General features: G+C 73.8%; 7 protein-coding genes. All 7 read right to left on the bottom strand.

The window, feature by feature from the left end; genetic code table 11:
- Positions 1 to 42 precede the first annotated feature (42 nt).
- On the bottom strand, positions 43 to 1,011 hold the full coding sequence (gene sigJ, locus ACZ6S6_RS30515) for an RNA polymerase sigma factor SigJ (RefSeq protein WP_469707972.1): 969 nt from the start codon (positions 1,009 to 1,011) through the stop codon (positions 43 to 45).
- A 257-nt stretch (positions 1,012 to 1,268) separates the two neighbouring features.
- Entirely contained in the window at positions 1,269 to 3,410 is a 2,142-nt protein-coding gene (locus ACZ6S6_RS30520; protein WP_362961613.1) for a TerD family protein, read from the bottom strand.
- 164 nt (positions 3,411 to 3,574) lie between these two features.
- Positions 3,575 to 3,730: a hypothetical protein gene (locus ACZ6S6_RS30525; protein ID WP_362961509.1), complete on the bottom strand. Its 156-nt coding sequence runs from the start codon at positions 3,728 to 3,730 to the stop codon at positions 3,575 to 3,577.
- Between the two features lie 264 nt (positions 3,731 to 3,994).
- Positions 3,995 to 6,160: a hypothetical protein gene (locus tag ACZ6S6_RS30530; protein WP_469707975.1), complete on the bottom strand. Its 2,166-nt coding sequence runs from the start codon at positions 6,158 to 6,160 to the stop codon at positions 3,995 to 3,997.
- The gene (locus tag ACZ6S6_RS30535) at positions 6,157 to 8,262 is read right to left on the bottom strand and encodes a serine/threonine-protein kinase (protein WP_469707976.1); all 2,106 of its coding nucleotides are present in this window, start codon (positions 8,260 to 8,262) and stop codon (positions 6,157 to 6,159) included. The genes ACZ6S6_RS30530 and ACZ6S6_RS30535 overlap by 4 nt, the downstream gene beginning before the upstream one ends.
- Entirely contained in the window at positions 8,259 to 10,850 is a 2,592-nt protein-coding gene (locus ACZ6S6_RS30540) for a hypothetical protein (RefSeq protein ID WP_469707978.1), read from the bottom strand. The genes ACZ6S6_RS30535 and ACZ6S6_RS30540 overlap by 4 nt, the downstream gene beginning before the upstream one ends.
- The gene (locus ACZ6S6_RS30545; protein WP_469707980.1) at positions 10,847 to 14,698 is read right to left on the bottom strand and encodes a tubulin-like doman-containing protein; all 3,852 of its coding nucleotides are present in this window, start codon (positions 14,696 to 14,698) and stop codon (positions 10,847 to 10,849) included. The genes ACZ6S6_RS30540 and ACZ6S6_RS30545 overlap by 4 nt, the downstream gene beginning before the upstream one ends.
- Between the last annotated feature and the right edge of the window lie 2 nt (positions 14,699 to 14,700).

The raw sequence follows: 14,700 nt of genomic DNA on the forward strand, positions 1-14,700 counted from the left end.
GAGGGGGCGCGCTGTGGTGCAGGGGGCGCGCGGGCGGGGCGCTCAAGCCGGGCACTCGGACGGGGCCGGGGGCGGCAGTTTGTCGGGGTTGGCGACGTTGTAGATGTCGCTGATCTGTTCGCCGTCCGGCGTCAGGTCGAGGACCATCACGGCGAAGGGGGTGTCGCCGCTGAACAGAACCGCCGCGGGGTCGCCGTTGACCTGCCGGTAGGCGATCTCCAGGCCCTCGCGGTGCGATGCGCGGGAGATCAGCAGCCGGGCGACGTTGTCGCGGCCGTGCACCGGGTGCGGTCCGGCCGCCGGGGACTTCCCGCCGCCGTCGGCCCAGAGGGTGACGTCGGGGGCGAGCAACCGCATGAGCGCGGCCAGATCGCCGCCGAACACCGCGTCCAGGAAGTGTTCGGTGGCCCGCCGGTGCAGCAGCGGATCGGGGCGGTGGCGCGGGCGGCGGGCTTGGACGTGGTCGCGGGCGCGGTGGGCCAGCTGGCGCACCGCGGCGGGGCTGCGGCCCAGGATCCGGGCCGTCTCCGTGTGGGCGTAGCCGAAGACCTCGTGCAGGATGAAGACGGCGCGTTCCAGCGGGCTCAGCATCTCCAGGACGACGAGCATCGCCATCGACACGGACTCGGCCTGCTCCGCCCGGTCGGCGGCCTCGTCGTCGGGGGGCGGCGGGGCGCCGGCGGTCGAGACGAGCGGTTCGGGCAGCCACGTACCGACGTACGTCTCGCGGCGGCGGCTGATGGCGGCCTGGCGCGAGAGCGCCTTGTTGACGGCGATCCGTACGAGGTAGGCGCGCGGGCTCTCGATCCGTTCCGCGTCGGACGCCTCGTTCCGGGCCGTCCAGGAGAGCCAGGTCTCCTGGAGGACGTCCTCGGTGTCGGCGACGCTGCCGAGCATGTTGTAGACGAGCGAGAACAGCAGCTCGCGATGGTCGACGAACACCTCGGTGGCGGTGCCGGGCCCGAGGCCCGGGTCGGTTCCGGGCCGGGGGCCGGGGGCGGGGTCGGACATCAGGTGCCTCCTGTCGCGGTTACACCCTGAGAGCGTCGCCGGGGCAGGAGTGTGACATCGGACGGACGCGGAGCCCGCGCTCGGGGGAGCGGCGCACGAGGACGTCGTGCGGCGCCTCCTGGCGGAGACCCGAAAGGCTCCCGGACCGGCCCACAACGTGCGCGCCGGACCGGGAGGCCGGGACCGCTGTCAGGCCGGGACCGGTGTCAGGCAGGCACCGCTGTCAGACCGGGACCGGTGTCAGGCCGGCACTGGTGTCAGGCCGGCACCGGTGCACCTGACGGCTCCGGCTCCGGCGACCGGCGCGCGGTGCGGCGTTCGGCCTGCGGGAGATGTGCGACGACGTGCGCGTGGAACCGGTCCACGGCGTCGTCGACGCTGCGGATGAAGCCGGATTCGGCGTTGCCGCGCGAGCCGCCCATGCCCTTGAAGAGGGAGAGCCGGAACCCGGCGATCCGGCTGCCGTCCTTGGGGAGCATGTCGCCCGGTTCCGGACGGAGGCGTTCCAGGGTGCCGCGCGGACCGCTGTGGCCCTCGACGAGCGTCTCGACGTGGAGGTCGGCGGGAGCCTCCGCCAGCTGCCGCATCAGCCGCTTGGCCGAGGTGAGGGGGTACGCGCCCTCCGGCACCGGGATCTCCACCGACGTGCGCAGCTTCCCGGTCCGCAGGTCGGCCGTGATCGTGATGGTGCCGGGGGAACCGTCGACGCGCAGTTCGGCGGTCAGCCGGCCGTCCTCGCAGAGCTGTTCGGCGAGGGCCGTCCGGCGCGACCGCGCGGTGGTGCCGCGCTGGGCACGCTGCACGGGAAGGGCCTTCTGGCCCAGTTCGCCCCCGAGCCGCAGACACACCTGCCGGATGAGGCGTTCCCAGCTCTCGATGACCTCGACGGCGCGCGGATCGCCCAGGCTGAGCGTCTCCGTGTCGATGCCCCTGCGTACGGGGACCCACGCGGGCCCCATGTTCTGGAAACCGTGACAGCCGGAGTTCTCGTGCTGGAGGTAGTGCAGGAGTTCCTGCAACAGCCAGGCGTGAGCGGCGTTCCCGACGCCCTCGTGCCGGATCAGCATGTGTGCCTGGTGGGCCACTTCCGCCCAGGACAGGTGCCAGAGCGCGACCTTGTGCTTGCGCCGTCCGTCGGTCTTGACGTCGACGAGCGGACTGCCCTCCAGGGCGACGTCGTTGGAGAGCGTGATCACTGCCTCGTAACCGCGGCGGGCGGCGATGTCCATGTAGTTCTGGACCTGTTCGGACTTGAGCCCGTTGCCGTTCGTCTTCGTCTCGACGAGGGCGGTCCACAGCTTGCCCGCCCGCTCCACCCGGATCACACCGTCGGGGCGCTTGGGGGTGTCCCCGTGCGGGAGCGAGACCTCGGTGAACGTCTGCATACGCCCCGCCGGAGCGCCGAACGCGGCGGTCAGCCGCCGTCCGAACTCCGGTACCTGCGTCATCACCGACAGCAGCACGGAGGTCGCCCGCACCTCCCGCTCCCTGTCGCTCTTGAGCGTCGGGACGGGGAACAGCCGGGCGGGCCTCCACGTGTCGTTCTCGGCCAGCGACTTCTTGGCCACGGCCGGGAGCGTCACCTTCTTCTTCGCGGTCCGGGGGCCACGGGTGGGCCGGGGCGGGGCCGTCGCCGGGTCAGTGCCGTCACCCTCGGCCTCGCGAACCGGCTGCCGGGGCACGGAGGCGGGCTGCCCGGCGGGTACCGGCGCGGGGGGCTCGCCGGTGCGGGGCGGGGGAGCGCCCGTGGCGTCCCGCGCGGTCCGTGGCTCCGCCGCGTCGCCGGGACCGCCGGTCCCGCTGCCGCTCTCGGTCCCGCCGTCGCTCTCGGTCCCGCTGCCGTTCGCCTCCTCGTGCTCTCCCTCGTCGTCGACGTCGATCCCGAAGTCCGTGGCGAGACCCGCCAGTCCGGTCTCGTACCCCTGGCCGATGGCCCGGTACTTCCACTCCGTGCCGCGTCGGTACAACTCACCGAAGATGAAGGCGCTCTCCACCCCGGCATCGGCGATCGAGAACCCGAGGAGCACCTCTCCGGTGCGGTCGGCGACCGTCATCCGCAGATCGTCCAGTTCACCGAAGCGCGAGCCGCCGTACCGGCTCGCGGCCACCACCAGGCGTTCGACGTCCGCGGGTACGGCGGTCAGGTCGAGGCTGATGCGGTCCTCGCTGCCGCTGCCGGTCGGCGTCTTGCCGAGCAACTGCACACTGCCGTCGGCCGCCGCCGGGTTGTTGTAGTAGAAGAAGTCGGCGTCGGTGCGGACCTTGCCCTTGCCGTCGAGCAGCAGTACGGACACATCGGCGTCGCCGTCCCCGGCGTTGCTGCTCCAGCTCAGACTCGCGATGACCGATCCGGCCTCGTCGCTCAGGTCCGCGAGGCCGACGTTGGCCCCCTTGGTCATTTCACGCATGCAGTCCCCCCAGACACGCAGCCGCGTCGGGACGCGCCCTGGCAGCGGCGGCATGTTGATCCGTGACACAGCGCAATCCGCTGTACACGAGGAGAACGGTAACGCCCGGAAGGAGGAGGCGTGAAGAAATCGTGAACTCCGCAGGGGTCGTACGCTCAGGTCAGGTGCTGAGCGACGGGCGAGTGACCAGGGAGAACAGCGGTGGCGTTCGGCAGGAGCAGGAAGACCGAGGAGCCGCCGGTGGAGCCGGTGGCGTGGGCGGACGTCCGTACCTTCGTGGTCAGCAGCGAGGAGAAGCCGGTAACCGTCAAGCGCGGGAAGGGTGTTCGCGGACCGCGTGCGGTACGCGTCCCCCGGGGCGGCAAGGACTTCCGGGTCAACGCCCCCTGCGCGTACCTCGCCCCCGCCTCGCGCGCCGCCACCGGACCGGCGGCCACCGGCCTCACGCTGTACGGGGACCCGGAGGCGTGGCAGTTGCTCTGTTACGTCGACGAGGCGTGGGACGTGGACGGGGAGCGGCACCACGTGGTCCGCGACGGGCAGGGCGGGGTCCTGCGGCCGTCCGGTCGCTGCCCTCACACGAAGATGACCACGCCCGCGATCATCACGACGAGCAGTCCGAGGGTGCACCCCACCACACAGCCGGCCTCCGTCGTCCGTTCGGTGAGCCGGTCCCACAGGCCGGGGGGCCGCTGTGCGGCCGCCGGCGAAACCGGCGCCGGGGCGGGGGCGAGCGGGGAAGCGGGCGGCTGCGGGGTCCTGGCCGGGGCCTGGGTGATCCGGTCCCGCAGGAGCTGTTGCCACAGGACGGGCGGCAGATCGGGTGCGCTGCCGCCCGGAGGGTCGGTGATGCTCAGCTGGATCCAGGTGCCCGCGGTGGGGTGGCGGTCCCGGCTCATGCGGTGCAGCAGCTCCTGAAGATCGAGCAGATGGCGCCCGTCACGGGCCAGCGGAGCGACGGCCCAGGTGAACAGCGCGGCCGCCCGTTCGGCCAGGACCAACCGTGAGACGGACTCGGCGCCCGGCCTGTTCGGTGCGAAGTACAGCCCGTTGCGGAGCACTTCCGCACACAGCTCGTGTCGCATCGACTCCGGCCGCGACGAGACCCGGGCGCGGCCTCCCAGTTCGTTCAGCAGCAGCTCCACGGACTCCTGCGGCAGCCCTTCGGACCGCAGTTCGGCCAGCAGCAGTTCGTCGGGGACGCCACGCATGCGCTCCGCGAGCACACCGCGTCCGACGGCATCGTTGCGCCGGTGGGTGCGGAGGACCTCGTGGAGTGGCGTTTCGCCGGAGGCCGGGGGCAGGGGCGGCCCGCCGAGGTGCGGCGGCCGCGCCGGGACCGAGGGCGCCGGTGTCCCGTGCGGGGCGGGCGGGGCGGGTGCGGTCAGGGGTTTCGACAGGGGGTCCGGGCGGCCGGCGATTGCCTCCGAGGTCCTGGTGGGCACGGCCGGGCGGTCGGCGGGCACGGCCGGGCGTTCGGCCGGTGCGGCCGGGATCGCGGTGAGTATGTCCGGGCCCATGTCCGGAATCACGTCAGGCGCGGCGGGCGCGGCAGGCACGGCGGGCCCGGCCGGACCGGGGGCCGGTTCCTCGTCCGGGGCACGGTCCGCTTCCAGGGGGCGCGGCGAGGGAGCGACGACGCGGGTGCCGCGCCGGTGCTCGGCGTCCAGGATCTCCTTGAGCAGGCCGCGCCGCCGCTGCCAGCCCAGTGCAGCGCCGTCCCTGAGCAGGCCGGCCAGCTGCGGTACACCGGGGGCGGCGGCCGGGTGCGCGAGGAGATGGTCCACCAGCCTGGCGGCCGCCAGGTGTTCGAACTTCGGCTCGCCCCCCATCCGCCCCGTGATCCGGGCCAGCGGACCGGAGCCGCCCGTGTCCGGCTCCCAGCGCGACACGCACATCAGGCGCAGCTGATGGTGGTCGGCCGTGTCGTAGGTGGCGAACGTCCAGTCCCGGCCCGGCCAGGAACCGAAGAGCCGGTACAGCCCCAGGTACACCAACGGCACGTCGTCCGGGTCGAGTCCGCCGTGCGGATCCACCTCGTCGGTGAGGAGCGACACCCGCTGATCCGGATCGCGCAGCCACTCCGCGGCGACCAGGATCAGCGTGCGCCGGACGCTCTCCAGCCGCTTCGTCATGCCGGGCAGCCGCTGGGACACCAGGGGTTCGAGCTGCGCGTACTCCACCAACTTCAGCTTCCCGGAAGCCCGCTCGGCGGCCTCCCGGCTGCTGCCCCAGCCGCCGTGCGCGAGCCCGAGGCACTCCTCGGTCCCCAGGGTCCGCGCGTCACCGATCAGGACGTGGCTGACCGTGCTGGGCCGGCCGCCCCGGTCCGTGGTGGGCCAGCGCCGGACGAGCATGACCCGGCCGTCGCCCGACAGGGTGCGCACGACGCTCGGCCGTGGGGCCGCCGTACCCGACACCCACAGCAACGGGCCCAGTTCCCGGCCCAGTTCGTCGGCGAGCTCGGCCGGGCAGGAGTGGGCGACGGCCTTCATGCCGGTGCCCTGGCGGCCCTGGTTGCCCTCCCAGCGGAAGACGGCCTGGTGCACCGGGCCGGGGGCGTCGCCGCGCCGCCGCGCCCGCTGCCCGTCCCGTGCGCCCTGCCCGTCCCGTGCGCCCTGCCCGTCCCGTGCGCCCTGCCCGTCCCGTGCGCCCTGCCCGTCCCGTGCGCCCTGCCCGTCCCGTCCGCGCGGGCCGGCCGGATCCCGGTGAGCCGGCCTCCGGTCCTGGAAGTCGCTCACGTCGTTTCCTCTCCCGGGAATTCACTCGCTTCCGACAGCGGTACCGCTTCCATCGCGGGCGCCTTTCCCACGGCGAACGCCTCCGCGCCGCCAGGCACTTCGATCAGCCCGTGCATCGCCAGCACCGACAGCAGCGGCTCCAGCACCCGGCGGGGGCCCGCCCCCGCCGGGTAGCGGCCCCCGTCCTCCTGGCCGCCGGTGGCCGAGGAGACGTGCAGGGTGCACCGGCGGATCGTGTCGAACGGGCGCAGCCACGCCTGCCCGGCGTGCCGGCGCAGCAACGCGTAGACGTCCCCGCTCTCCTCGCGGGTCAGCGCGGGGTCGAGCGAGGTGGGCGCGGCCTCGCCCAGCCACCGGTCGACGGGGGGCTGGAACCGCAGGAGGTCGGCCTTGCCGAGCACCATCGCGGCCGCCACATCCAGGTACGGGCCGTTCTTCGGCAGCCGGTCCAGGACGGTGGCGAAGGCGAGATCGCCGTCCCGGTTCACCTCCAGGCCCCAGTGCCGCCTGGCGTGGTCGAGCTGGGGCAGCGGGAGCGCGAGCGCCGGGTCGACGACGAAGACCATGGCGTCGACCCCGAGCAGGAAGCGGAGCGCGGAGTCGGTCCGTACGAGGTCCTCGCCGCCCAGATCGAAGAAGGCGACCGGTCGCACCTGCCCCTGCGCGTCGGTGATCAGCAGGGATTCCACGAAGCGGGCGAAGCCGTCCAGGCCGACGCCGCTGGTGTGGTCGAGGACCCTGCCGTTGCGCAGCGGCTGCACCCGTTCCCGTACGAACCGCGCGTGCTGCTCCGGATTGACGGACTGCCACTTCAGGCCGAACGGCTCCAGGCCGCCGTCGGTGATCGCCGCGATCATCTGGGTCAGCAGATGGCTCTTGCCGGTGGAGGACTGACCGACCATCGCCACGGTCAGGGGCCGCCCGTACGTCAGATAGGGCACCGGGATGAAGTGCTCGGGGAAGTCCGGATCGGCCGTGCACTTCTGCACGGCGCCGCGCATGACGTCCTGGCGCCGCAAGGGGTTGGCGATGCCCGCGGGGTCCAGCGGCTGGTACTGCATTCTGCTGTCGGTGACGAACAGCGAGCCGAGGTCGAGCTGGATGTTCTCCAGGCAGTACGGGCAGACCACCTCGCCGGCGCCCTGCCCGTCCGGCTCGTCGCGGGGTTCGGGGACGGGCGCCTGCCGCTTGAGGCGCAGCGTCTGCTCGAACGCCTCCCGGTGCGGGCGCGTCTCGTCGGCGGGTACGTCGAGCGCGACGCGCCGGGAGCTGCCCGGGGCCAGCAGGTCGAGCAGCCGGGCGGGCGTCGGGCGGTCCTGGGCGAGCGGGGCGAAGGCGCCCCGCAGCGTCTCGGCGAGTACCCGGTGGGAGGCGAGGTCGGCGGGCACCCGGTCGGCGGGGCCGGGCCGGCCGGTCACCAGCTGGTAGAGCACCTGGGCGGCGCTCCACACCCCGTCGCGGGGGTCGGTGACGCCCTCGCCCCGGCGCTGTTCGGGCGAGCAGTAGGGCGCCCGTCCCCACCGGGTCCTGGGCCGTCCGGTGCGGGCGACCGCCTCCAGTCCCCAGAGCTGGAGCGAGGTGCCGTCCCACAGCACGGTGCCCGGCGAGATGCCGCGCGGCACCAGGTCCTGGCTGTCCAGCAGGCACAGGGCCAGCATCAGGTCACGGGCGAGGACCCGCTGATCGGTCGCGGACATCACATGGGTGCGCGCGGCGGCGACACCGCGCGGTGCCGCGTAGAGCAGGTACGGCTCGGCCGTGTCCAGCTCATGGCCGATGATCCTCGGGAAGAGCGGCGCGTACGGCGAACCGTCGAGGACCCGGTGCAGATGCAGGGCGGTGCCCGCCTCCGTGTCCAGCAGGGCGCGCGCCGCCGGATTCGCGGCGTCGGCGGCGGTCAGCCGGACCTGGACGCACTGCTGGCCCTCGTCGTCGAGGAGACCGTTGCGGATGACCTGGGGCAGCTGCGGATCACGGCGGGACCCTCGGGCGCCGAAGCGGGCCGGCGCGGTGCGGCGCCGGCCCGAGGGCGTGCTGAACGTGAGCGTGGCCCGCCGCGGGCTCTCCGGGTCCGCCAGGTGCGAATGGGAGGTGCTGGTCACCAGCGGTCGCCGTCCTTTTCCTCGTACTCCAGTGCTTCCTGCTCCAGCCAGTCGGACCCGGGGTTGCGGGGGCTCTGGTGGGGCCGGACGTTCTCCACCACGCCCATGCGCAGCGGGGTGAGCCGGATGAGACCGGCGTACCGGCCCGACGAGGTCCACAGCACGTCCTCCGGCTGGAGCGATCCGCTCGCCAGCCAGGCCGTCTCGACCTCGCTCCGCACGGCCTGCGGTGCGAAGCGGATCCACACCGCCGCCTCGGGGTCGCGGCTGAGCAGCGTCCCCTGCTCGGGTGAGGACAGCTGGACGACGGCCCGGCGGTCGGCCTCGGCGCCGACCAGTTCGGCCACCCCGTGCGGGTCGGTGCCCAGCAGGTTCGCCGATCCTGTGCGGGTGCGGTGGCTGTCGGCGAACGGTGGCGGCGCCAGTACCCCGTTGCGCTGGAGGTGGCGGCGGGCGGCGGCCAGCAGATCGCGTACCCGCTCCTCGGTGCGGCGGACGGCGAGGGTGCCGGTCTGGCCGTGTTCGACGGCGCCCCAGTACGGGTTCATCGCTTCCAGGGCGGCGTCCATCAGATCGTCGGCCAGGGTGGCGACCAGCTCGGACCCGCCCTCGCCGCTCTCGCGGTCCAGCCAGCGCGGAGTCCCGGCCGTGCGGTCCTCCCACGGGTCGGCGGGCAGGGCGGCGGCGCCGGGACCGCTCGCCGGCTCGTCCCAGGACCGCTCGTCCTGCCAGGCGTACTCGCTCGCCCAGTCGGCCTCGTCGTCGTCGGACGCGGCGAAGGTGTCGGACTCCAGGGCCGAGGAACTGTCCAGCCAGTCGTCCATGGCCGGCGGTTCGGCGCCGGACCCCGCGTGGACCGCGGCCTGTTCGGGCCCCGGCACCGCCTCGGCGTCCGCGGCGGCGGCCGTGGCCCGCAGCATCCCGGCGACGGACCGTGCCGCGTCGGCGCAGTACAGCCGCTCCTTCGCCGCCCAGTGCTCACGGACCACGTCGGCCAGCAGGCCGTCGAGCCCGTCCAGGGCCCGGCGGAGCGCCGTCGCCCCCTTGCCCGCGGCCCAGTAGGCGGCTGCCGCGTCCCAGAGCCGGCGTGCCGTCTCCACCGCGAGGACGAGCCCCACCAGCAGCCCGGCGGTGCTCAGCCAGAGCGGGGGGTCCGTCGCGTACGCGACGGCCAGCCCGGCCGCGGCGGCGCAGAGTGCCGCGACCCGGGGGCCGACCGACCGGTGACCCGCCGGCTCGTCGCGCAGCCGGGACGCGCTGAGCCCCGCCACGCCGAAGAACACCAGCGGGACGATGACCGCGAGCACCGCTAGGGGCCCCTGCCACAGTGCGCCGAGCAGTCCCGCCGAGGCGGCCAGGGCCGTCGCCGCCGGACCCGTGACGAAGTCCGGCAGCGGGCCGCCGCGCGTCCCGGACCGCAGTGCCACGGCCTCGGCGGAGTGGCCGGCCAGCTTCGGCAGCAGCGCGGAGCCGGGGACCGGTTCCACCTGCCCGGCCAGCCCGGTGAAGCGCTGGGCCACCGCGCGCAGGGCCAGCTTCTGGCCCATCAGTTTCCGGGCGAACTCCCGCAGCCCCTCGCCGATCCGCTCGCCCACCCCCTCGGCCGATGGCACCCGCAGCCCGAGGGCCGCGAGCCGGGCCGCCGCTTCGGCGGCGGAGGGCGCCGTGCCGGAGCCGCCGTCGCTGTGCAGGGCGGTGGTGACGAGCTCCCGGTACTCGCCCAGGGCCTCGCGGGCCTGGTCGAGATCCGCCTCGAACGCCTCCCGGTGCGAGGCGCGCAGCAGCCCGGTCAGGGCCCGCAGCCCGGACAGGGTGCTCCGGGCCTGGTCCAGGGCCCGCGCGCACGAGGCGTACGCGCTGTCCGCCATCCCGCCCGGCTCCCGGTGCCGCTGGTCGCGGCCGGACCGGCCCGTGGCGAGCCCCCGCAGCGGCTCCGGCAGATCGGCGCCGGACCACGCGGTCACCGGCAGGTCCGGTGCGAGCTCGGTGTCCTCGCCCGCGAACCGGCGCAGCGCGTCGCGCCAGGCCCGGTCACGTACCTCCGGCGGCAGGTCCTGCTCCAGCAGCCGCACCCCGGGCGTGCCGATGGCTTCCGGCAGCGACCCGAGGTCGTCGAGCACCCTCAGGAAGACGTCCGGAACCGACAGCAGGTCCACCAGGACGGCCAGTGCGTCCGGCGCGTCGGGAGCGGGCTGTTCCAGCGCGGTGCGGGCGGAGCGCAGATCCCCGGCCCACAGCAGGGCGATGCCGGAGGCCCGCAGTACCGCGGGCCTCTCCAGCCGCCGGTCCGGCTGGAACGCCTCGTCCTCGCCGGAGTACGAACCGGGTGCACTGCCCACCAGCAGGACCAGCATCCTGATCTCGCCCACGGCACGGTAGGTGGTGAGCAGCTCGTACTGCCGCTGGTGGTCCCTCAGCCCGGCCGGGGTGTCGACCACCAGGAACAGCGGGTGATCGGGTTCCGGCAGTCCGGCGAGGCCCAGTTGGCGGGCGACCCTGGCCCGCAGGGGAGCGGCGGCGTCGAGCTCCGCGGCTCCGCTGCGCAGGTCCAGGTGGACGACGTTGGCGACGTCCTCACGCGTGATCACTCCGCATCACCGTCCAGGGACCTGCGGCGGTAGCGGTCGTCGTCGCCGTCGGCCCGGTACGGTCGCCGGTCGCCGGAGTCGTCGTCCCAGGGCGCCGGCCTGCCGGTACGGGGCGCGTCGCCCTCGGAACGGTCCTCGGGCGCACGCCGGGGGCCGCCGACGAACGGGTCGTCGTCGTCCGGGTCCGCCCCCAGGGGGTCGTACGGGGCGCGATCGGGCCGGGTGTCGGGTTCGGGCTTCGCGTACGGGTCGCGTTCCCGCCGCGCGTCCGGCTCGGGTTCGGGTTCGGCGTACGCGTCGCGCACGCGCCGGGTGTCGGGCTCGGGTTCGGGCTCGGCGTACGCCTCGCGTGCGCGCCGGGTGTCGGGTTCGCGCCCTGCGTACGCGTCGCGCCCTGCGTACGTGTCGCGCCCCGCGTACGCGTCGCGCTCGCGCCGGGTGTCGGGTTCGCGCCCTGCGTACGCGTCGCGCCCTGCGTACGTGTCGCGCCCCGCGTACGCGTCGCGCTCGCGCTGGGTGTCGCGCCGGGTGTCGCGTTCGGGCTCCGCGTACGGGTCGCGGGAGCCGTACGCCGCGCCGCCGCCGTCACCGTCGCGGGAGGCCGTGTAGCCGCTGGAGGCGCCCGGTGCGGTGCCCCAGTCGTCGTCATCGGCCACGGGGCGCCGGGGTTCCGGGAACTCCTTGCGGGCCCTTGGCTCCGGCGTACCGCCGCGCACATGCTCCAGGAGCGTGCGCAGGGTCGGCTGTACCGCGCGCTGGTCCCCGAACTCGGCGTCCAGCGCGGCCGGCAGCGTCTCCGCCCAGAACTCCCACAGCGGCTGGACCCATCCCTCGACCCGCTCGCCGCCCCGCTCCCTGCGGTCCGCCAGCAGTTCCAGCTGGCGCGGGGCGATCTTCTCGACCAGTTCGACGAAGAGCGGGTGCGGTTCGCTGCCGGTCCTGGCCAGGCCCAGCGGCTGGGCGCTCATCAGCCCCTGGCAGTAGTCCTCGACGGTCCGCTCGTCGTCCAGGACGGTCCAGCGCTCGTACGCCCGCAGCAGCTCCGCCCAGCTCGACACACCGCCGGGGAAGTCGCCGAGCCGCAGCCGGACCCCGGGCACACTGCCGCCCGTCTCCGGGAACAGCCGCAGCCGCACCCGTTCCGGCGACGCGGGGTCACCGTCCACGACATCCACCTGACCGTTCCACATGCAGCACAGCAGCCGGTGCAGGATCGTGCGCCGGTCCTCCTCGCTGCTCACCATCCAGCTGTCGCGGTAGCCGAGCCGCTGACGCCAGCGCAGCACGTCCTGGGACTGCTCGGACTCCTTCGCCCTGGCCCACTGGCGCAGCACCTTGCGGGCCTCGGGCACCTGGGTGAGGCTCATCTCGCTGCGGAAGAGGACGACGGTGATCGAGTCGCTCTCCACCCCGCGGAAGTCCACGGAGTTCTTCGCGTCGGCCGGCAGCCGCAGCGTCTTGCCGAGGTACTCCTTCACCTCGTCCACCGCCTGCACCCGCGGGTGGGTGACCAGGACCCGCAGCGGCCCGGTGCCCTCCGGGGTGAAGCCCACCGGCAGCAGCCCGGTGAGTTTCCGGCCGAACAGGTCCAGGGCCTCCTTGCTGACCTGGTCCGTCGCGTCCGCGTCGCCCGCGGCGGCGGCCAGCAGGGTGCCCATGGGCGGCAACAGCGGCCGTTCCTCCAGCTGTTCGCCGCTCTCCGCGAACAGCCGGGTGATGCGGCCCTCCAACTGCGCCTTGACGACGGCGACGGCGTTGTCCGGGCTGCGCCGGCTGAGCGCGTGGACGTGGCGCCAGGTGTCCCCGTCGATCATCTTGAGCAGCAGCGCGGCCTCGTCGTCGTGCTCGCGCAGCCCCTCCCGGCGGATCAGCCGGGTGACCAGGTCCTCGTAGAAGTGGTTGAGGGTGCGCTGGGGCGGCAGCAGGTACGAGATGCCGGTGCGGTCCTCGTACAGTTCGAGGCCCTTCTGCGCGGAGACCTTGCGCTCCTGGTCGGAGTGTTTGCGGAAGGCGTTCACCAGGCGGCTCAGATCGGTCCCGGCGGTGTCCGCGTGGGACTGCCAGCGCTGCTGCTGCTCCCGCCAGGCCTCGTGCCAGACGGTGCGGCTCCGCCACTGGTACCAGGTGTCCTGTGCCCGGAGCGCGGCCTGTACGTCGTCGTCGCCCCAGCGGGCCGGGGACATACCCGCCAGCCGGCCCTTGATCCGCGGGTTCTTCGGCGGCTGCTCCGTCACTCCCGGCGGGCGCTGGGGGGCGCCGGCCCGGCTGTTGAGCATGCCGAGGAACCCGAGCCGGGCGATCTGCTCGTCGCTCTTGGGGACGCCCCGCACGACGCGCTCGGCGAGGAACGGGTCCACGCTCTGGAGGAGCTTGTCGATGGCGGGGCGCGGCGAGAACCGGTCGGCCATCGAGGCGGCCTGCCGGTCGGCCTTGGACTGGAGGTCGGACAGCAGCCGCTGCATGTCCGCGCTCCGCTCGGCCAGCGCCTGCTCGATGGCCTTGCTGCCGCGCGGCAGCGGATCGGGCTCGGGCACGTCCAACTGCCTGCGCTCCCAGAGCTCTTCGAGCTGGGCGTCGGTGAACAGCTGCCGGATCATCGGTACGGCGCTGTCCCGCAGCGCGGCGCGCGGCCGTTCCACCAGCTCCGTGACCGCCTTGCGCAGCAGCCGGCCGGCCACCAGGTCGGCCAGCTGGTCCATCGGCGCGGTCATGGAGGCCACCAGGCTGGTGGAGACGCCCTGTCTGCCGATCCCGGTCGGGGACACGGCGCTGCGCTGTACCCCGCGGTTGATGAAGCTCGCGGCGAACGTCTGGAAGTCGTCGTCGGCCGCCGTCGACCGGCCCCGGGAGCGTCCGTCGCCCAGCTCGGTGCCGATCAGCGACATCACCAGGGAGACGATGGAGCGGCGCAGGTCGTCCTGGCGGATGCCCGCGGTCGGGCTGAACAGGAACGCGGTGGGCAGAATGCCGGTCCGCAGCCGGATCGGCGTCATGCCCGGATAGCGGATGCCGATCCCCGGGCTGTGGTCCAGGTCGCCGATCTCCTCCCCTTCGGTCGGCGCGTTCTGCCCGTCCACCAGCCGGAACAGGTCGACCAGGGCGCGGGCCGCGTTGAGCTCCGCCTCCCGGCCGCCACCGCCCGACGAGGAGAACGAGGACGGCATCACGACCAGCGGATAGATCTTCACCCCGTCGAAATGGCGCTGCTGGAACGCGTGGTTGATCAGGTGCAGGTAGTCCAGGAAGATCCCCGCGCCGGTGCCTCCGGCCACGGAGAAGGCGACGAACACATCGCAGCCGGTGGCCTTGCCGCCGCCGAGTTCGCTCAGCTCACCGGCGGACCTGGCGATGGCGTCGATCGCCTGGAGCAGGGGTTCCAGGACCGGGGCGAGGCTGTGCCTGAGGGTCGCGAAGAGAGCGGCCCGGCCGACGGTGGGCAGCTGGCCGGCACCGTTGTGGAGCGGGGTGACCTTCGGTTCGTCGGTGCGCGGCGGCAGCCAGTCGGAGACCTCGTCGCGCAGGCTCGCCCGCAGCATCTTGGTCACTTCGGGCGAACTGTCGAAGTTGGGCAGCAGGTTGTGGGTGGCACGGGAGGTGTGGGCGTACGCGGCCCGCAGCGACGGGTCCACATTGAACTGCGGCAGCCGCTGGAGGTCGGACTCGCTGTAGTCCGCGTACACGAACTGCAGGCAGCCCGGCAGTTGGTAGGGGGCGTGGTTGCCCAGGTGGCTGAGCGCGACACCGTCGGGACCGCACAGTTCGGCGCGCAGCTTGCGCTCCAGTTCCGCGCCGACCAGACCACCGGTGCCGCCCAGTCCGACGAAGAGCATCGGCTGGAAGATTTTCATGG

Source organism: Streptomyces sp. NPDC048671, from assembly GCF_055587045.1.

Excerpts from the sequence above, each read along its gene's own strand:
- ACZ6S6_RS30545 (WP_469707980.1), bottom strand. The coding sequence starts at position 14,698 with ATGAAAATCTTCCAGCCGATGCTCTTCGTCGGACTGGGCGGCACCGGT.
- sigJ (WP_469707972.1), bottom strand. The coding sequence starts at position 1,011 with ATGTCCGACCCCGCCCCCGGCCCCCGGCCCGGAACCGACCCGGGCCTC.
- ACZ6S6_RS30520 (WP_362961613.1), bottom strand. The coding sequence starts at position 3,410 with ATGACCAAGGGGGCCAACGTCGGCCTCGCGGACCTGAGCGACGAGGCC.